Here is a 17,937-nt window from a genome sequence, read left to right as displayed (position 1 = left end):
CCTCCGCATCCCTCACGCACCCTGCCGGAGGCACCCTTGCCCCCGGCACATCCTAAAGCCGGAAAATGAAAAAATCAAACTCCAAAGAAATGCATCTCTCCCTAATACCCGCCCGGCTCCACAGCCATCACCACAGCACCAAGACAGCGAAAGGATATCAACATCACGCTACCAAAAAAGCCAAAAAATCTGTTGCAGTCAGTTCGCCTGCAAATTCCGTTTTTAAAGACCTGATTTCGCTATAAAAACCATCGCAAATGCCCTATTGTAAAACCAAAGCCTTACCTAGCCCTTTTGAAATCATCGTTACCAACTATCAAAACGACCAGCTGATAACCATATCCAATCAACTATAACCAAAATCACAATACCCCAATCCCGCACAACTCTACATTTGCCCCAATCATAGTACACCAAAAAATGGAACAACACAAATGTGTGATCATTGGCAGCGGACCAGCAGGTTACACTGCAGCCATCTATGCTGCCAGAGCCAATATGAATCCAGTGCTCTATACAGGTCTCGAAGTAGGAGGCCAGCTCACAACCACTACAGAGGTCGAAAATTTTCCCGGGTACCCCGACGGAATTATGGGTCCTCAAATGATGGAAGATTTCAAAAAACAGGCAGAGCGCTTTAATACAGAAGTGCGCTTTGGCATGGTCACCAAAGTGGATTTGTCTAAAGAAAAAGGCGGATGGCATACACTGACCATCGACGATGAAAAGCAAATTCAGGCCAAGACAGTTATCATTGCTACGGGAGCATCAGCCAAATATCTCGGACTCGAAAGCGAGCGCAGGCTCATGGGTCATGGCGTTTCAGCCTGTGCCGTTTGCGACGGATTCTTTTATCGCGGCAAGGAAGTCGTCCTGGTCGGCGGTGGGGATGCAGCCTGCGAAGAGGCCATTTACCTGTCAAAACTTTGCCCAAAGGTGACCATGCTGGTACGCGGAGATAAGATGCGCGCTTCTAAAATCATGCAGGACAGAGTGTTCAATACTGAAAACATTCACGTGCTCTTCAACACAGAAACTGTAGAAATACTCGGTGAACAGGCAGTCGAAGGTGTAAAAGTGTTTTCTAAAACCGAAAATACGGAGTATGTGATACCGGCTCATGGTTTTTTTGTAGCCATTGGTCACAAGCCCAACACCGACATTTTCAAAGGTCAGATTGATATGGACGAAACCGGTTACATTCGCACCATTCCCGGCACCAGCAAAACAAATTTGCCGGGAGTATTTGCCGTCGGCGATGTACAAGACAAAGTGTATAGACAGGCAGTCACCGCTGCGGGTTCAGGCTGTATGGGAGCCCTCGATGCTGAACGTTATCTGGCTGAGGTAGAAGGACATTGATTACATCTGTTTTCGCTATTCTTATATCCCGGGGCTGCTTGGGCAGCCCCATTGTTTTTCATAAATTCTCGTTGTTTTCCAGGGCACTTCGTACAAGTTCATATTCAAAGCCCTTGGATATCAGATGCCGAATGATTTTATTTTTCCCCCGTTCATCTCCGGGTTTGAGGTGTATCTGTCTTTTTTTAGCCCTGATGTGTTTGGCAAGTACAATTTGATACTCCTCATCATCTATCTCACTGAGCGCTATGCGAATAATACTCTCGCTAAAACCTTTTTGACGGAGGTTGTATGAGATCTTTTCTCTTCCCCAACCGTTTATTCTGAATTTACCACTGGCATAGTGCCTGGCAAACCGGTATTCATCCACCAGATTGCTTTCTACCAGTTCTAGAATCAACGAATCTTCTTCTAAATGTGTTAATGAAAATCGCTTAATGTAATTTTTAACTTCAACTAGTGTACGGTCGCGATAGCTGCAATATTTTGTGAGGGATTTTCTGATGGTCTTCAGCTTGTCGGTATCCATACGCTCGTCCGTTAAAATAAAAACGAATATAAGAAAAGCCGGCTAATAAGCAGATGCCGGCTTTTAGAAAGTAAACTAAACGAGTTGTTTTCCCTGACTGTCGAAGAAGTGAAATTCCAGAAATTTAAAACTGTCTCTGGGGATTACTTTTAAGGATTTTAGCGAATTTTTCTTTTTCCATTGGTGCACTAATCTTTTCCAGGGCCAGAATCCCTGATTGATGTATGCAGCCACAAAGGGATGTACGTGCAGCTCTATAGTTTTCTCCTGACCATTGCCGGCTATTCCATCAAGCATTTTTTCAATCTTATCTACGATGGCGATGGGTGCATCTATTTCGCCTGAGCTTTCTGGATTTTCTTCCTTTATGTTGATGTTGAGCTCTGGTCTTACTCTTTGTCTGGTGATTTCTACCAGGCCAAACTTACTGGGCGGAAGGATTTTGTGTTTGGCCCTGTCTTTGGCCATTTCTTCTTTGAGTTTTTCGTACAGGGCTTTCTTGTTTTCGCTCTTATGCATGTCGATGAAGTCCACCACGATGATGCCACCCATATCTCTAAGTCGGAGCTGTCTGGCCACTTCTTCGGCTGCTACCAGGTTTACTGCCAGCGCATTTGCTTCCTGATCTTCTTCGTTATTGGTACGATTGCCGCTATTTACATCTATTACATGCATAGCTTCCGTATGCTCTATGATCAGGTAGGCCCCTTTACCGGCTGGTACAGATCTGCCGAAGGATGTCTTGATTTGTCGTTCGATACCAAAATGGTCAAACATCGGGATTTTTCCTTTGTAAAGTTTGACCAGTTCTTTTTTCTCCGGCTCAATGTCGTTTAGATAGTTGATGATTTCGTTATAAAAACCTTCGTCATCAACTACGATATTTTCAAACGAGTCGTTGAGTACATCTCTGAGCAGCGACGATACGGTATTGAGCTCACGTAAGACTCTTCCGGGAGGTTTTACGTTTGGGATTCTTTTGTGGAGTTGTCGCCACCTGCTTACCAGGTTGTATAGGTCAGCTTTCAGTTCTTCTTTGGTTTTGCCTTCGGCCACAGTTCGTACTATAATGCCAAAGCCGGCAGGTCGAATGGCTGAAGCCTCTTCCACTAAACGCTGCTTCTCTGCTTTTTCTTTTATTTTTTGCGAGACAGATACCTTGTCGGTAAAGGGAACCAAAACCAAAAATCTGCCCGCAAGCGAAATTTCTGAGCTTAGTCGCGGGCCTTTGGTTGAAATGGGCTCTTTGGCTATCTGAACCAGAACCATTTGTCCGGGCTTGAGAACATCTTCAATGTTCCCATCTTTGTCTATATCCGGTTCCCGCTCGAAGTCAGCCAGATTCCATAGTTGCCTGCCTGTGAGAGTTCTTTTCAGAAATTTATTAAGCGATTGGAATTGCGGGCCAAGGTCGTGGTAGTGCAGAAAAGCATCTTTTTCATACCCTACCTCCACAAATGCAGCATTCAATCCTGGTACCAGGCGCATAACCTTTCCCAGATACAAATCGCCTACATTGAATTCGGTATCATCTCTTTCGTTGTGAAGCTCTACAAGCTTGCCATCTCGTAACAGTGCTATGGAAAGGCTGCCATCTGCACGGGAGTGGATGTATAATTCATTGGTCACTTTTGAATTTTTTTTTAGTTAGTTGACTCTCCCTATGCACAAATGCGCTGTACAAAAAACAAGTAGCCTGATTACATCAGGCACTTGTCATACATCACTATACAGATGGATTTTACTTCTTCTTCTTGTGGCGATTTTTTCTTAGTCTTTTTTTGCGCTTATGCGTCGCCATTTTGTGTCTTTTTCTTTTTTTTCCGCAAGGCATAATTATTTTTTTTAACGGGTTAATACTTTTAGTTCATCAGCAAATTGTCCGTTGGGAAATTTGCTCAGGTATTTCGCTGCGATTTGAGCCGCTGAATCAGGAAATGCAAGCTGTGAGTACGAATCCGCCAGCAGTTTGTATGCTTCTTCGGTTTCAGGTGATATCTCAAGCACTCTTTTCATCCTTTCTACAGCTCTTTCATATTGGCCTGTGCTGTAAGACAGTGCCCCAAGGGTGAAATTAGCTTTCAAATGATCAGGATTTTTTGCCAGTACCTCTCTGATAGCCATTATATACTCCATAGGGTTTCCCTGGCCTGACTGTATCCCCTGCAGTGCTTTGTCCACTATCACATCCAGTGAATCGAGCTCGCTTTCTGCAGCAGATGCGGCCTGAATGTTGTCGGCAGATTTTGGATAGCGGGGCAGCTTGTAGAGCAGGAAGGCACCGATCGCCAATGCTAAAAAAGGAATAAATATACTTCTCTTCTGCACGAACCCTGTCAAGATTAGCTAACAGGTACTTTTTCCTTCACAGCTTCCAGAAATACTTTGGCTGGTTTAAAGGCCGGAATATTGTGGGCTGGAATGGTAATCGTTTCTTGCTTGGATATATTCCTTCCGGTTTTTTGAGCTCTTTTTTTAATGATGAAACTCCCAAAGCCGCGGAGAAAAACTTCATTTCCTTGCTCCATAGCATCTTTAATCTCTTTCATGAAGAGCTCCACTACAGCCTGTACATCGTTTTTCTCAATGCCTGTTTTTTCAGCAATTCTGTTTACAAGGTCTGCTTTTGTCATATTGAGTTGATTTTATTTAGTTTGCGTTTCGAAAATTCGGGCTGCAAATATATTGCCCTAAGTCAATTAAAAAATGATTAATTAATTTTATTTCATGGAATTACGCTTTTGAAATGGCCAATCCTGAGGTTCTTTCATTTTTTGTTTCCAGAGTATCATCCTGGTTTAAACTTAACGGCCGACCTCTGCCCTGGCGATTGAATCCAACCCCTTATCACATTTGGCTGGCAGAAATCATCTTTCAACAAACCCGCATCGGACAGGGTATGGACTATTATACCAGTTTTATCGCTCGATATCCTGATATAGAATCGCTTTCAAAGGCAGAAGAAGATGAGGTGCTCAGACTATGGCAAGGATTAGGCTATTACACCAGAGCTATTAATCTTCTTAAAACAGCCCGTATAATCGCTTCTGAGGGTGGAATGTTTCCGTCAGATGTCGAAACATTAAAAAAGTTACCCGGCATTGGTCCGTATACAGCTGGTGCCATATCCTCCATTGCTTTCGGAAGGAAAGAGCCCTTGGTGGATGGCAATGTTCAGCGAGTGTTTTCAAGGTTCTTCGGGTTAAAAATTCCTGTCAACGATCCCAAATCGCAGAAAATTTTGTATCGCATGGCAGGAGAAATAATCCGTATGGCTGAGGACGCATCAGCCCACAATCAGGGACTTATGGACCTGGGATCGACCATTTGCAAGCCCCTAAAGCCTCTCTGCGAACGTTGCCCTTTACATGAAGCCTGCATTGCATGTGTGGAAGGCAATGTGGACCTGTATCCTGTAAAAATCAAAAAAAACAAAAAAATGGACCGGTTTATCATATTTGGATATTGTACTGACGAAGGTCGAATAGCCATCCAAAAAAGAGATCGTTCTGATATCTGGAAAAATCTCTACCAATTGCCTTTGCTTGCCGATTCCTTCAACAGCACCACGATAGAGCAATACGCCTTTAAGAAAAGTCTTCTGTTCAGCATTTACAATACCACGCATCAATTATCCCACCAGAAACTTCACATCGGGATATATCCCGTTGAGGAAGACTTTTTGATTTCCAACAAAGTCAATTATACTTTCATAGATTTTAGCATGGTACAAGAGATAGCATTTCCTGTGCCGCTTATGAAATTTTTGTCTTCGATACCCAAATCCAAATCTTTTTAATATATTCGCCCATATAAATTTAGTTAACTATGTCAGCATCACTGAACAAAGTTTTGATTATAGGCAACTTAGGAGCAGATCCCGAGTACAAAACTGTTGAAAGTCTCAACGCTAATGTAGCAAGGCTCAGAATAGCTACAACCGAATCTTATGTCAATAAAGATGGTCAAAGAGTAGACAACACAGAGTGGCACACGGTGAACCTTTGGAGAGGACTGGCTGATACAGCTCATAAATATTTGAAAAAAGGAGATAAAGTATACATCGAAGGCAAGCTTAGGACCCGCTCATGGGAAGACCAAGGACAAAAAAAGTCTGTCACAGAAATTGAAGCATTAAATATGATTATGCTGGGCGGTCCAAGAAGTACAAGTGGAGCCACCAATTCGCCCGGTTATTCAGAGCAGAGTATGACATCTGACAGCAATACCATGGCCAGTGGTAACTTTGTTGCCGATTCACAGGACGATGATCTTCCTTTTTAAGAAGTCAGCGACTGTATTAACATAAAATAAGTAGTAACTTGGACCCAGACCCGGATCCGCATATTTTTGAGTCGATTCATCTTTCGGGTTTTTCACCGGAGCTAATAGTACCGTCACTTTTTCTGATGATACTTCTGGCCGTATCGGCATTGTTTTCTTCTGCTGAGGTGGCGGTTTTTTCTCTAAAGCAGTCAGATTTTGAAGGGTTAAAACTTTTAGATCGGGAAGCTTCTGAAAAACTTCAGCTTATCTATCAAAACAAAAACAAAACCCTGGCCACAATCCTCATAGGAAATAATCTCGTGAATGTGAGCATCGTACTGCTGAGCTCCTACTTATCGGATCATTTGTTGGTCTTTAGCAATGCCAATGTAAAACTGATTTTTGAGCTGTCTGTTATCACTTCAATCATACTGATATTTGGTGAAATTCTGCCAAAAGTGCTTGCCACAAGGTTTAAGGTGCAACTGAGTAAAAATCTTGTGGGCCTGATAAACTTTTTTTCCCTGTTGTTTGCTCCTTTTATAGCCTTTTTGATTAAAATTTCAGAGTTTTTTGACTATTATTTTAAGCGAATTTCTGTCGAAAAAATTTCAGTTGATGACCTTACACAGGCGCTTGAGGTAGCAGGTGCCACTTCGCCTGATTCTGACTCTGCCCTTTACCATGAAATTGTGCGCTTTGGTACAACCACGGTAAAACAAGTAATGACTCCAAGGGTTGACATCTGTGGAATCAGTTGTGAGGCAACTTTTGACAGGGTCCTCGAAGAAATACGTACGACTGGATACTCCAGGCTTCCGGTATACGATGGCGATCTCGACCACATCATCGGTATATTGTATATCAAAGACATTTTGAAGCACCTGGATGTTAAAAATTTTGATTGGAAATCCAAGATCAGACCGGCCTATTTCGTACCTGAGTCCAAAAAAATCGACGATCTGCTTCAAGAGTTTCGTCAGAAAAAAATTCACATCGCCATCGTGGTAGATGAATACGGTGGCACCTCGGGCCTCGTAACTCTGGAAGATGTCATAGAAGAGGTGGTGGGTGAAATCAACGATGAGTTTGATTTGGAAACACCTGTTTTCACCAAAATAGATGAACATACATATATTTTTGAAGGAAAAACTTCCATAGGTGAGTTCTGCCAGATCATGGGTGTAGCCGACGATCACTTTGATGATGTAAAAGGTGATGCTGAAACTCTGGGGGGCTTAATTTTAGAGCTTGTAGGCAATACCCCATTGCCCAATCAACAAATAACCTATGATCCTTTTCTTTTTATGGTCGAAAGTTTTGAAAAAAGGAGAATCCGTCGGATTAAAGTAAAAATAGTTCGCACCAATGGTCAGTAAATTTGTGAAATATATCAGTTTCGTGCTATTGTCAGGTTTATGTTCATGTCATTGGGACGACAATATGCCAAAGCCGATTGGCTATTTCAAAATTTCACTTCCTGAGAAAACATATGTGCAATTTGACAAACAAGGCTGTCCATACACCTTTGAAATCAACAAAGCAGTGAACATCAGCGACAAAAACAGGAATCCTTGCTGGCACGATTTAAACTATACAGTCTTGCACTCCGTAATACAACTGACCTATAGACCCATACACAACAACCTCGATACCCTGCTGAAGGACGCAAGAGAATTTGCCTACAAACATGGAGTGAAAGCAGATGGTATTGCAGAAAAGATTTACATAGACCCAGATCGAAAGGTATATGGAATACTCTACGAAATATATGGAAATACAGCCACAAACTATCAATTTTTTGCTACAGACAGTCTAAGGCATTTTATCCGCGGCACCGCCTATGTGCACTCTCAGCCAAATCTGGACAGTACAGCCCCTGTTACTCATTTTCTTGGAGACGAAATACGACATCTTATGGAGACCTTACAATGGAAATAATGCCCGATGAGAATCAATGGGTGCTTTTAACAGAAGTAGGGCAAATGTCCGAAGCCGCCATCGTCTGTTCAAAGCTCGAGAGTGCCGGCATTAAAACCTTTGTAAAAAATCAAAACATGAATACCCTTTTGGGTCCGGGAATTTCCGGATTTTCTATAGAGATTTACGTACTTCTGTCGGACCTGGAAAAAGCCGCAGATGTGGTATTTTCGTAAGATGCATACTTTTTGGGATTATTCAGGTAAGTTGGGGTGTTCGATTTTTTCAAAAAATCCACCATACACGGATTGTTTTACACCTTCTTCTCTGAAAAATGAACCCGGAAATCCCAGCTCTATTGATGATACTTCATTCAACAGATCAATGTGCTTTTGGTCAAGCGTTAAATGCAGCGCATTTAAATTTTCTTCGAGCTGGGTTACCTTGGTAGTTCCTACGATTGGAATACATTTAAAATCCTGTTGCATGGTCCACCTCAATGCAACTTGGGAGGGCGGCACACCATAAGATTCCGCTACCTTGATAACTTCACGTATAATTGTTTGTGCCTCAGGACTTAATCTCCGGCTGTTGTCAGGCAGCCTTCCTTTCTCTCCATGAAGGTATTTTCCGGTGAGAGCTCCACCGGCTAAGGGGGCCCATGGTGTCACGGTCAGTCCAAGTTCTCTTGCCATTGGTATAAGTTCCCGTTCCGGCGTTCGCTGCAAAAGACTGTATTCGACTTGCAATGCCACAAACTGGGCCCATCCCCTGAGTTCAGCCAGCATCTGTGCTCTGCTCACTACCCAGGCTGGTGTATCGCTAATGGCAATATAGTGTACCAAACCTCTGGATACCAAATCATCTAGTCCACGCATTACTTCCTCCACCGGTGTCATATGGTCCCAGATGTGCAGATAAAAAACATCAATGTAATCGGTCTTAAGTCTCTTGAGACTTTGTTGGAGGCTGCGAAGCATGTTTTTTCGGTTGTTGCCTGTGCCGTTTACATTTCCTTTTCCTTCTTCAATGGCTGCCTTGATTCCTGTACGCGAATCAGCGAGTGTATATTTTGTGGCAATTACAAAATGATCCCTTTCAGTTTTAAGAAATTCACCAATGATTTTCTCACTCTCACCATCTGTATAGATATTGGCAGTGTCTATAAAATTTCCTCCGGCATCGGCAAAAGTCTCAAGGAGTTTGAAGGAAGTTTCTCGGTCGGCTCCCCAATTCCAGCTTTTACCCAGCCCCATGGCTCCAAAACAAAGAGAAGAGACTTTAAGACCTGATGTTCCTAAGGTAGTGTAATTCATATGGCTGTTTGTTATTAAATGTCCGTTTTAATTCCGGCATATGGATATCTGGCATCTCTTATTTTTTTTACCTCGCGGTACAATACTTCCCTTAGACTGTCAATGTTTATTTTTTTCTCAGCAGAAATAAAGACGCAGTCTCCGGCTGCTTTTGCCATCCATGTCTGTTGCCAGTCGTCTAAAGTCATTTGGTCTTTCTGAAGTGGAGACAGGTCATCCGGATCTCTTTTGGCCGGCTGGTACAGATCGATTTTATTGAAGACCATCACAATTTTCTTCTCCTGACCTTGCAGCAGCTCCTGTATGGTTTGATTTACAGCGATTATATGGTCCTCAAAAGCCGGATGTGATATGTCCACCACGTGAAGCAGCAGATCGGATTCCCTTACTTCATCAAGAGTAGATTTGAAGGATTCAACCAGTTGTGTAGGCAACTTTCGGATAAATCCGACGGTATCGCTTAGCAAAAAGGCAACATCTTGGAGCACTACTTTGCGAACAGTTGTATCCAGAGTGGCGAACAACTTGTTCTCTGCAAATACATTGGCTTTGCTTAGTAGGTTCATCAGGGTTGATTTGCCTACATTGGTATAGCCTACCAGGGCTACGCGAACCATATCACCACGGTGTTTTCGCTGAGTAGCCATCTGGCGGTCTATTTTTTTAAGCTTCTCTGTGAGCAAGGCAATTTTTTGTTGAATAATTCTGCGGTCGGTTTCTATCTGTGTTTCACCTGGACCTCGGAGTCCAATACCTCCTTTCTGTCGCTCGAGGTGCGCCCACATACGGGTGAGTCGTGGCAACAGATACTCATATTGTGCTAGTTCTACCTGTGCACGGGCATACGATGTACGAGCTCGACCTGCGAAAATGTCAAGAATCAGATTGGTGCGGTCTAGAATTTTGACCTGGAGGAATTTTTCTAAATTCCGGATTTGGGTCGCTGACAATTCATCGTCAAAGATTACCAGATTGGCCTCCAATGTGCGCACCATCTCTCCCAATTCTTCTAATTTGCCGCTGCCAATGTAAGTTGCGGGATTGGGATGTTGCAGTTTTTGAGTAAGGGTGCCTACTACCTCTGCACCGGCAGTATCAGCCAGAAACTGAAGTTCATCGAGGTACTCTCTTGTCTTTTCTTCAGGTTGGCCGGGTGTGCTGACGCCTACTAATACGGCTTTTTCCCTTTCTTGAGAAATTTTTATTTTGCTTTCAATCATATTCCAGGCCAGGCATGCCAGGGAATTCTGCTCAGAATAAGCACTGTACCAATACCAAGATATATCCCTACCAGCTTGTGCTTTTTAAACTCGATGATTTCTCTTTTGGCTTTTACGCTTCCGATAGTGATTAGAATAACGGCAACTATGTTGATGAAGATGTGCTCTAAGGCGTAAAGCCGTAATACCGAGTCTTTCATAGCAGCTCCAAAGTCGGCAAAAGCGCTCTTTGTGATTGGTGATATAAAATAGAGAATCAGGCCAATCAACAACTGTATGTGTGCTAAACTGACGACAACGCTCCTCAGAATTGTGTCGCTCTTGCTGTAGCTCTTTCTTTTTCTCCAGCTGATGAGCGAGTAGAGAACCAGAAAAATACTAAGAGACAGAAAGACATAGGGCAGAAATGAATGCAGGTGCTTTATTCCGGTATACATGAGGCTAATTGGTTTTTGCAAAAGTAATTGCGATTTACTGCATTTTGTTCTTTTGTATAATAGACCTCATGATGCGAAGAACTTCATCGAGTTTCTTGCCTGAAATGTAAGTGACATCTATGGTTCGCTCTTTGAGCTTGCCTCCTGTGGTTTCTACAACAAAAACCAATGTCTTGAACCAGAGAAAGTTCTCAACATAGACATCTTTGAGCAATCTTTTGGGGAATTCGTATCTACTGTATCCGTAGGAATTCAGCAAAGTCATGTAGTCAAACATCAGAGGTCTCTGTCGCAAGTGTATAATTTCGTACTCTGCTTCAAAATAAAAATACTTGATTCTCAATATAAAAAGAATGAGAATAAGAATAAAAGATACAATAGCCATGGTATGATTGGCAAAATAAGAACTAATTCTGCCAGGTACTTGTGAAAGCAGAAAGTCTAATGGAATCAGTGAAATTAAGAATAAAAGTACGTATCGTAGAGTAATTATCAAATTGCGGTTATCAATGCTCATTTCTGTCAAAAACGCCTGCAAATATGATTATACAGATTTTTTTTTTATTAAAAAGAATATCAAAATCAGATTTTAATTTCTGAACAGCAGATTATTCAAAGCGAAACCTTTTTCTTCAAAATCAAAAATTAAAGTGGTTTAAATGAATAAATTTTCTCTTTTTATAAAATAAATCTTAACTTTTTGTGTCGATTCTGAAAATAAACTTTTGCAAAAACGTATCTGACAGCAATCGTACTTTTGCGACTTTGGATTAAATGAATCGTTGATAATGAGCAATGTAATTGAAGAGTTACGCTGGAGAGGAATGCTCCACGACCTGACTCCCGGCATCGAAGATCACCTGACTAATGGACCAAGATCTGCGTATCTTGGATTCGACCCGACCGCCGATTCACTCCATATCGGTCATCTGGTAGGGGTGATGACCTTGCTTCACTTTCAGAGAAGTGGTCATAAGCCTTATGCGCTGGTAGGTGGTGCCACCGGGATGATTGGAGATCCGAGTTTTAAATCAACAGAAAGAAATTTACTGAATAAAGAGACTCTCCAGCACAATGTTGAATGCATAAAACGTCAGCTGACAAAATTTTTGGACTTTTCATCCGATAAAAAAAACCGAGCTGAATTGGTCAACAATTACGACTGGATGGCCGGATATTCCTTCCTCGACTTTATTAGGGATATAGGAAAACATATCACCGTCAATTACATGATGGCTAAAGATTCGGTAAAAAAAAGATTAGAAGATGGTTCGGGATTGTCATTTACGGAGTTTTCGTACCAGTTGATTCAGGGATATGATTTTTACTATTTATGGAAGCATCATCAGGTAACCATTCAGTTAGGTGGGTCAGACCAATGGGGTAATATTGTTACTGGTACAGAACTCATTCGCAGGATAGAGGGCGGAAATGCTTACGCGCTCACCGTACCATTAGTAACCAAATCCGACGGTACAAAATTTGGCAAAACGGAAACAGGTAATATATGGCTCGATGCTAAAAAGACATCACCGTATGCTTTTTATCAGTTTTGGATAAATGTATCTGACGACGATGCTGCCAGATATATAAAAATCTTTACGACACTTACAAAAGACGAAATAGAATCCCTGATTGCTGAGCATCAAAAAGCTCCCCATCATAGAGCACTCCAAAAAGCACTTGGACGTGAAGTTACTGTTTTGGTGCATGGCTTGCAGGAGTACCAAACAGCTCTCAAAGCCACTGAAATACTCTTTGGCAAATCATCTGCTGAAGAACTTGCCTCTCTGGATGAAAAAACTTTTCTTCAAATATTTGAAGGCGTACCGATGGCAGAGGTTTCAAAACTCTCATTACATGAGCCTTCGGATCCGGTTGTTTTTCTGACAGATGTGACAGGCGCTTTCCCATCGCGCGGTGAAGCTCGACGAATGCTTCAGCAAGGCGCTGTTCAAATCAACAAAATACGCTGGAACGAACACCAGCCAGTTACTAAAAATCAAATACTAAACGGCCGGTACATGCTCATTCAAAAAGGTAAGAAAAACTATTTTTTAATTAAATTGGTATAGTAATTAAAGTATAAATTTAAATTGAAAACAGCCATACTACTAGTCAACCTCGGCTCTCCAGATTCGCCAAGCACAAAGGACGTCAGACGATATTTGAATGAATTTCTGATGGATGAGCGGGTGATTGACATTCCTAAATTCTGGAGGACACTTCTGGTCAAAGGAATTATAGCTCCGCTTAGGGCGCCTAAAAGTGCGGCCAAATATGTCCGAATTTGGACAGAGGATGGTGCTCCGCTGATTGCTATTACAGAAAAGTTGTCCAAACTTCTCGAAGAATTCACGGGTATTCCCACGTATTATTGTATGAGATATGCCAATCCATCTCCTAAGGAAGTTTTGGAAGCTATCAACGACGAATTACCGGAACTGATGGACCTGGTGATGGTACCGCTATATCCGCATTATGCCATGAGCAGCTATGAAACTGCTGTTGAACATGTTAAAAAGGCTTACAACAAAGCCCGTTATACCTTCAGGCTGCACACAGTTCCTCCGTTCTACAAGCATCCATCTTATTTGAATGCTTTAGCCGAATCCATAAGACCCTTTCTCCAGTCGGATTACGATCATATCCTTTTTAGCTACCACGGTGTACCTGTAAGGCACGTTTTAAAGTCAGATATCACAGGCAGTCACTGTTGTAAAGTTGCTGATTGCTGTTCAGTCACTTCGGCGGCACATGCTTTTTGCTATCTGCATCAGGTAAAGGTTACCACCGACAAGGTCGCTCAAATATTATCCATTGCACAGGATAAATATAGTTTTTCTTTTCAATCGAGGCTTGGCTCCGACAAGTGGCTACAACCTTACACAGCCGATGCATTCAAATCCTTGCCAAAAGCCGGAGTGAAAAAACTTTTGGTAGCAAGTCCTGCTTTTGTAGCCGACTGCCTGGAGACCATTGAAGAGCTGGAAGATGAAGGAAAGGAAATCTTCCTGAAAAACGGTGGGGAAGAGTTTACATTTATCCCCTGTCTTAATACCAATCGCTTATGGGTAGAAACGTTGGCCCTATTGGTAGACGAAACCCTGGCCTCAGTCCTCACCGAGAAATGATTCGATGTCCCGTCTTTCCTTTTTTGTAGGTCTGCCAAGCCCTCTTGGCCGTACATATGATTTAGCCAATTTCAAAAGTTCAAGCTTTTCGAGCTCTTCTTTTGGAGTACAGTTTTCCAAAAATTGATCGACCAATGGTGCACCTACTCTGGATTTGGGAATCTCTTTTATTTTAAACAGATAAGTAATACCCGTCTTTTTGAAGTTGAAAAATGTATCCGGCTTTACTTCTCTTGATGGCTTCACCGGTATGCCTTCGATCAGAATTTTTCCGGCATTACAAGCTTCTGTCGCCAGCGAACGGGTTTTAAAAAGCCGGACGCACCACAAAAACTTATCTATTCTCACAATTCAATTTTTTATTACCTGCTTTATGAAGACATTCTGTACACATCAGAAATAGAAATATTTCTTTTCTTTTGTAATTTTTTCTTTGTACATGCTGAAATACCATGTAAACTTGACGGTAGTCAGTCCATTAGATAAAGGTTGAAGGTCATGCGTACCGGTCGAATAATCAAATTCCCTCACACTGCGGGTAGTTCCTATCAGGTGTTCAATACCTATCATAAAATTATAAGTCTGATAGTTGCTTGCATGTAGGTAACCGACATACATTCGGCCGTGCCAACCGGTGTTTAGTCGGTCGTAACCTCGCTGGTATTCATTTTCTATCTGATAAATGATGGACTGTTGATGTCCGCTTTCAAGTCGTATTCTGTGCTGTAGATAACCACTGCCCAATGTAATCAGCACACCACTGTTAGGGTTGTGATTCCACACTCTGAATAATTTTCCAATGAAAGTTGTTGCAATCCACCCTCTTTGAAAAGTCATCAGGTTGGCATCCATACCTAGGTGGTCTAATACAACTCCCTGCTCGTTGGACACAGCTCTGAGAATCTTATCTCGGTTTTTTACCACATCTCCAAACCAAAAATCACCCTCAATCCCAAATGTCCATCCGCTAAAACCACGGTAAAAACAACCTGTACCGGCCCTGTAGCTCACCCCAAAGCGCTCAGCCAGGTCGGCCGATGGCCAGCCTATACCAAAATTAACAGGCAAAAAGAATCCTGCGAGTGTATCTGTTTTCACCCTAAACTGTGCAGATGCTCTCAATGAACCAAATACCAATGCCATTAAGATTAAAAGCAGATTGACCAACAACTTTCTCATCAGGATTCATGAAGAATTTTACAAAAGTACTGGATTTTGTCAGAGGTATTGATGGGCTGTGAAAGTACATTTGTTCACTTTTTTTTGAATACAAAAACAAATAAGAGGCTAATGAAGGAAATCAGAATGGTGGATCTTGCCACTCAATACGAAAAAATTAAAATCGAAATAAATGAGGCAATCAATGAAGTACTAGAAAGCACCGCCTTTATCAACGGACCAGCGGTGCGAACGTTTAAAGAAAACCTTGAGAAACATCTGAAAGTACACCACGTAATCCCATGTGCTAACGGCACGGATGCGCTGCAGCTGGCTATGATGGCACTAGACCTGCAGCCTGGCGATGAAGTAATTACCGCCTCATTTACATATGTGGCAACGGCCGAAGTGATAGCACTGCTGAAGCTGACACCCGTGCTGGTGGATGTGGATGAAGAAACTTTCCTAATTGACCCGCAAAAAATCGAAAAGGCAATCACGTCCAAGACAAAAGCCATCGTGCCCGTGCACCTATTCGGCCAATGTGCAGATATGGAGCGCATAATGGCGATTGCCAACCGATACAATCTGTTTGTAATTGAAGACACGGCCCAGGCCATTAATGCAGAGTATACCTTTAGCGATGGCACTGTAAAAAAAGCCGGGACCATAGGTCATATTGGTTGTACCTCGTTTTTTCCTTCCAAAAACCTTGGGTGTTATGGGGATGGCGGAGCCATCTTTACCAATGATGATGTACTGGCTTCTAAACTTAGAATGATTGCCAATCACGGACAAAGCATTCAGTATCATCATGACATTGTAGGGGTAAACAGCAGATTGGATACGATACAGGCAGCCATTCTCAACATTAAGTTGAAATACCTCAACGATTATACAAAAGCCAGGCAAGCTGCAGCTGAGTATTACGACCATGCCTTTGAAGGTCATCCGTTGCTAAAAATTCCTAAAAGAACATTGAACTCAACCCATGTATTTCATCAATATACACTGAAGCTGAGCCCTGAAGTAGACAGAAACGGATTGAAAAATTATCTGGCAGAGCAAAAAATACCTTCCATGATATACTACCCCATACCATTGCACAAGCAGAAGGCCTACCAAAGTGATCGATACGGTCCAGGAGATTTTCCAATTTCCGAACAATTAGCTGCATCGGTCATTTCACTTCCTATGCACACTGAGCTGACCAAAGAGCAACAAGATTTTATTATCCATCATGTTTTCAACTTTTTAAAACGCTACATCTCATGAAAATCTCTGTAGTAGGTACAGGTTACGTTGGTCTTGTTACCGGCACTTGCCTTTCAGAAGTAGGTGTTGAAGTCACCTGTGTAGATATAAACACCGAAAAAATAGAAAGCCTTAAAAAAGGTATCATGCCCATCTATGAACCAGGGCTTGAGGAAATGGTGATCAGAAATTACAAACGGCAAAGACTCAACTTTACGACCGATCTTGGTGAGTCCATTCAGGGAGCTGAGCTGGTCTTTATCGCCGTGGGGACACCTCCCGGCGAGGATGGAAGTGCAGACCTGAAGTATGTGCTTGCAGTAGCTGATGAAATAGGACGCAAAATGACAGATTATCTTGTCATCGTCACGAAAAGTACCGTACCTGTTGGTACTGCCAAGAAAGTTAAGAAAACGATTGAAGATGCCTTGTCTGCCAGAGGTAAAAGCATACCGTTTGATGTAGCATCCAATCCGGAATTTCTCAAAGAAGGAGCAGCTATCGACGATTTTATGAAACCTGACCGCATAGTGGTTGGTGTGGAAAGCGAAAAAGCCCAGGAAATTCTGAGCAGGCTATACAAGCCCTTTACCCTGAATGGGCATCCTGTGATTTTTATGGACATTCCTTCCGCTGAAATGACCAAATACGCAGCCAACGCAATGCTGGCGACCCGAATCAGTTTTATGAACGAAATCGCCAATTTATGCGAATTGGCCGGAGCAGATGTAAACATGGTGCGAAAAGGAATCGGTTCTGACCCGAGAATTGGTTCAAAATTTCTTTACAGCGGCATAGGTTATGGAGGTTCATGCTTCCCAAAAGATGTAAAGGCTCTTATAAAGACCGGTAAAGAATTGGGTCATGAGTTGAAAATACTCGAAGCAGTAGAAGAAGTCAACGAGGCCCAAAAGGAAAAAATGTTTGAAAAAATACTCCGACATTTTAAAGGAGAAATACAAGAAAAGCGATTTGCCATCTGGGGGCTATCGTTTAAACCCAATACCGACGATATGCGTGAGGCCCCCTCACTTGTGATTATCGAAAAACTACTGAAACACGGTGCGCAGGTCGTGGCATACGACCCTGTGGCTATGAACGAGGCTAAAAAACATTATTTAGGAGACTCGATTGAGTATGCCAGGGATGAATACGATGCCCTTGCAGATGCCGATGCGCTGGTGCTTGTCACAGAGTGGGCAGTATTCAGAGCTCCAAGTTTCAAAGTCATAAAAAAATTGCTAAAACAGCCTGTAATTTTCGATGGCAGAAATATCTACGACCGCAAAGAACTTCGAGAAATGGGTTTTGCCTATTATGGAGTAGGCGTAGTCTAAGAGA

The 17,937-nt window shown here is 42.4% G+C and carries 21 protein-coding genes; 11 read left to right on the top strand and 10 right to left on the bottom strand.

Annotated elements, in window-relative coordinates; genetic code table 11:
• Window positions 1–65: 65 nt before the first annotated feature.
• Window positions 66–245: a hypothetical protein gene (locus tag DES35_RS05350; protein WP_114366059.1), complete on the top strand. Its 180-nt coding sequence runs from the start codon at window positions 66–68 to the stop codon at window positions 243–245.
• A gap of 175 nt (window positions 246–420) precedes the next feature.
• A complete protein-coding gene (gene trxB / locus DES35_RS05345; protein WP_114366058.1) occupies window positions 421–1,362 on the top strand; it encodes a thioredoxin-disulfide reductase in 942 nt (313 codons plus the stop codon).
• 58 nt (window positions 1,363–1,420) lie between these two features.
• On the opposite strand, the gene DES35_RS05340 is transcribed toward trxB, so the two are convergent.
• The 4 genes from DES35_RS05340 to DES35_RS05325 all read right to left on the bottom strand — a co-directional run bounded on the left by DES35_RS05340 (window position 1,421) and on the right by DES35_RS05325 (window position 4,524).
• Window positions 1,421–1,891: a regulatory protein RecX gene (locus DES35_RS05340; protein ID WP_114366057.1), complete on the bottom strand. Its 471-nt coding sequence runs from the start codon at window positions 1,889–1,891 to the stop codon at window positions 1,421–1,423.
• A gap of 75 nt (window positions 1,892–1,966) precedes the next feature.
• A complete protein-coding gene (locus DES35_RS05335; RefSeq protein WP_114366056.1) occupies window positions 1,967–3,520 on the bottom strand; it encodes an Rne/Rng family ribonuclease in 1,554 nt (517 codons plus the stop codon).
• 216 nt (window positions 3,521–3,736) lie between these two features.
• Complete coding sequence (locus DES35_RS05330) at window positions 3,737–4,219, bottom strand: tetratricopeptide repeat protein (protein WP_125039395.1); 483 nt, start codon at window positions 4,217–4,219, stop codon at window positions 3,737–3,739.
• A gap of 14 nt (window positions 4,220–4,233) precedes the next feature.
• The gene (locus DES35_RS05325) at window positions 4,234–4,524 is read right to left on the bottom strand and encodes an HU family DNA-binding protein (protein WP_037360277.1); all 291 of its coding nucleotides are present in this window, start codon (window positions 4,522–4,524) and stop codon (window positions 4,234–4,236) included.
• A 113-nt stretch (window positions 4,525–4,637) separates the two neighbouring features.
• On the opposite strand from DES35_RS05325, the gene mutY reads away from it, so the two are divergent.
• Genes mutY through DES35_RS05300 form a run of 5 tightly spaced genes read left to right on the top strand, consistent with a single transcriptional unit; the run spans window position 4,638 to window position 8,313 of the window.
• Window positions 4,638–5,690, top strand: a complete 1,053-nt coding sequence (gene mutY, locus DES35_RS05320) for an A/G-specific adenine glycosylase (RefSeq protein WP_037360272.1) — start codon at window positions 4,638–4,640, stop codon at window positions 5,688–5,690.
• Window positions 5,691–5,719: 29 nt separating this feature from the next.
• Window positions 5,720–6,175 (top strand): single-stranded DNA-binding protein, encoded by a 456-nt coding sequence (locus DES35_RS05315; protein ID WP_037360269.1) that lies wholly within the window; start codon window positions 5,720–5,722, stop codon window positions 6,173–6,175.
• A gap of 38 nt (window positions 6,176–6,213) precedes the next feature.
• Window positions 6,214–7,536, top strand: coding sequence for a gliding motility-associated protein GldE (gene gldE / locus DES35_RS05310; RefSeq protein ID WP_125039394.1), 1,323 nt, complete (start codon window positions 6,214–6,216; stop codon window positions 7,534–7,536).
• Window positions 7,526–8,098: a gliding motility lipoprotein GldD gene (gldD, locus tag DES35_RS05305; protein WP_037360263.1), complete on the top strand. Its 573-nt coding sequence runs from the start codon at window positions 7,526–7,528 to the stop codon at window positions 8,096–8,098. Before gldE ends, gldD begins: the two co-directional genes overlap by 11 nt.
• Window positions 8,098–8,313, top strand: coding sequence for a putative signal transducing protein (locus tag DES35_RS05300; protein WP_170125711.1), 216 nt, complete (start codon window positions 8,098–8,100; stop codon window positions 8,311–8,313). Before gldD ends, DES35_RS05300 begins: the two co-directional genes overlap by 1 nt.
• An 18-nt stretch (window positions 8,314–8,331) precedes the next feature.
• Here the strand turns inward: DES35_RS05300 and DES35_RS05295 are convergent, their stop codons facing one another.
• From DES35_RS05295 to DES35_RS05280, 4 genes are read right to left on the bottom strand one after another with little or no spacing between them, the layout of a single operon-like run.
• Window positions 8,332–9,393: an aldo/keto reductase gene (locus DES35_RS05295; RefSeq protein ID WP_114366053.1), complete on the bottom strand. Its 1,062-nt coding sequence runs from the start codon at window positions 9,391–9,393 to the stop codon at window positions 8,332–8,334.
• 14 nt (window positions 9,394–9,407) lie between these two features.
• Entirely contained in the window at window positions 9,408–10,613 is a 1,206-nt protein-coding gene (hflX, locus tag DES35_RS05290; protein ID WP_114366052.1) for a GTPase HflX, read from the bottom strand.
• A complete protein-coding gene (locus tag DES35_RS05285; protein WP_114366051.1) occupies window positions 10,610–11,050 on the bottom strand; it encodes a hypothetical protein in 441 nt (146 codons plus the stop codon). Before DES35_RS05285 ends, hflX begins: the two co-directional genes overlap by 4 nt.
• Window positions 11,051–11,084: 34 nt before the next feature.
• Window positions 11,085–11,567, bottom strand: coding sequence for a hypothetical protein (locus DES35_RS05280; protein ID WP_037360250.1), 483 nt, complete (start codon window positions 11,565–11,567; stop codon window positions 11,085–11,087).
• Window positions 11,568–11,838: 271 nt separating this feature from the next.
• Here DES35_RS05280 and tyrS point away from each other — a divergent pair, with 271 nt between their 5' ends.
• Window positions 11,839–13,125: a tyrosine--tRNA ligase gene (gene tyrS, locus DES35_RS05275; protein WP_037360248.1), complete on the top strand. Its 1,287-nt coding sequence runs from the start codon at window positions 11,839–11,841 to the stop codon at window positions 13,123–13,125.
• A 21-nt stretch (window positions 13,126–13,146) separates the two neighbouring features.
• A complete protein-coding gene (hemH, locus tag DES35_RS05270) occupies window positions 13,147–14,184 on the top strand; it encodes a ferrochelatase (protein WP_114366050.1) in 1,038 nt (345 codons plus the stop codon).
• On the opposite strand, the gene DES35_RS05265 is transcribed toward hemH, so the two are convergent.
• Both DES35_RS05265 and DES35_RS05260 read right to left on the bottom strand, forming a co-directional pair.
• Window positions 14,164–14,532, bottom strand: a complete 369-nt coding sequence (locus DES35_RS05265) for an RNA-binding S4 domain-containing protein (RefSeq protein WP_037360243.1) — start codon at window positions 14,530–14,532, stop codon at window positions 14,164–14,166. The genes hemH and DES35_RS05265 overlap by 21 nt on opposite strands.
• A 45-nt stretch (window positions 14,533–14,577) precedes the next feature.
• A complete protein-coding gene (locus DES35_RS05260; RefSeq protein WP_114366049.1) occupies window positions 14,578–15,363 on the bottom strand; it encodes a hypothetical protein in 786 nt (261 codons plus the stop codon).
• Between the two features lie 111 nt (window positions 15,364–15,474).
• On the opposite strand from DES35_RS05260, the gene DES35_RS05255 reads away from it, so the two are divergent.
• Window positions 15,475–16,617 carry a DegT/DnrJ/EryC1/StrS family aminotransferase gene (locus tag DES35_RS05255; protein ID WP_037360393.1) on the top strand — a complete coding sequence of 381 codons (1,143 nt, stop codon included), beginning with the start codon at window positions 15,475–15,477 and terminating at the stop codon, window positions 16,615–16,617.
• Window positions 16,614–17,933 carry a UDP-glucose dehydrogenase family protein gene (locus tag DES35_RS05250; RefSeq protein ID WP_114366048.1) on the top strand — a complete coding sequence of 440 codons (1,320 nt, stop codon included), beginning with the start codon at window positions 16,614–16,616 and terminating at the stop codon, window positions 17,931–17,933. Before DES35_RS05255 ends, DES35_RS05250 begins: the two co-directional genes overlap by 4 nt.
• Window positions 17,934–17,937 lie beyond the last annotated feature (4 nt).

This window comes from Schleiferia thermophila (assembly GCF_003337435.1).
Lineage (GTDB): Bacteria > Bacteroidota > Bacteroidia > Flavobacteriales > Schleiferiaceae > Schleiferia > Schleiferia thermophila.
The sequence above is the reverse complement of the archived record's forward strand: the minus strand, read 5'-3'. Positions and strand labels throughout refer to the sequence as shown.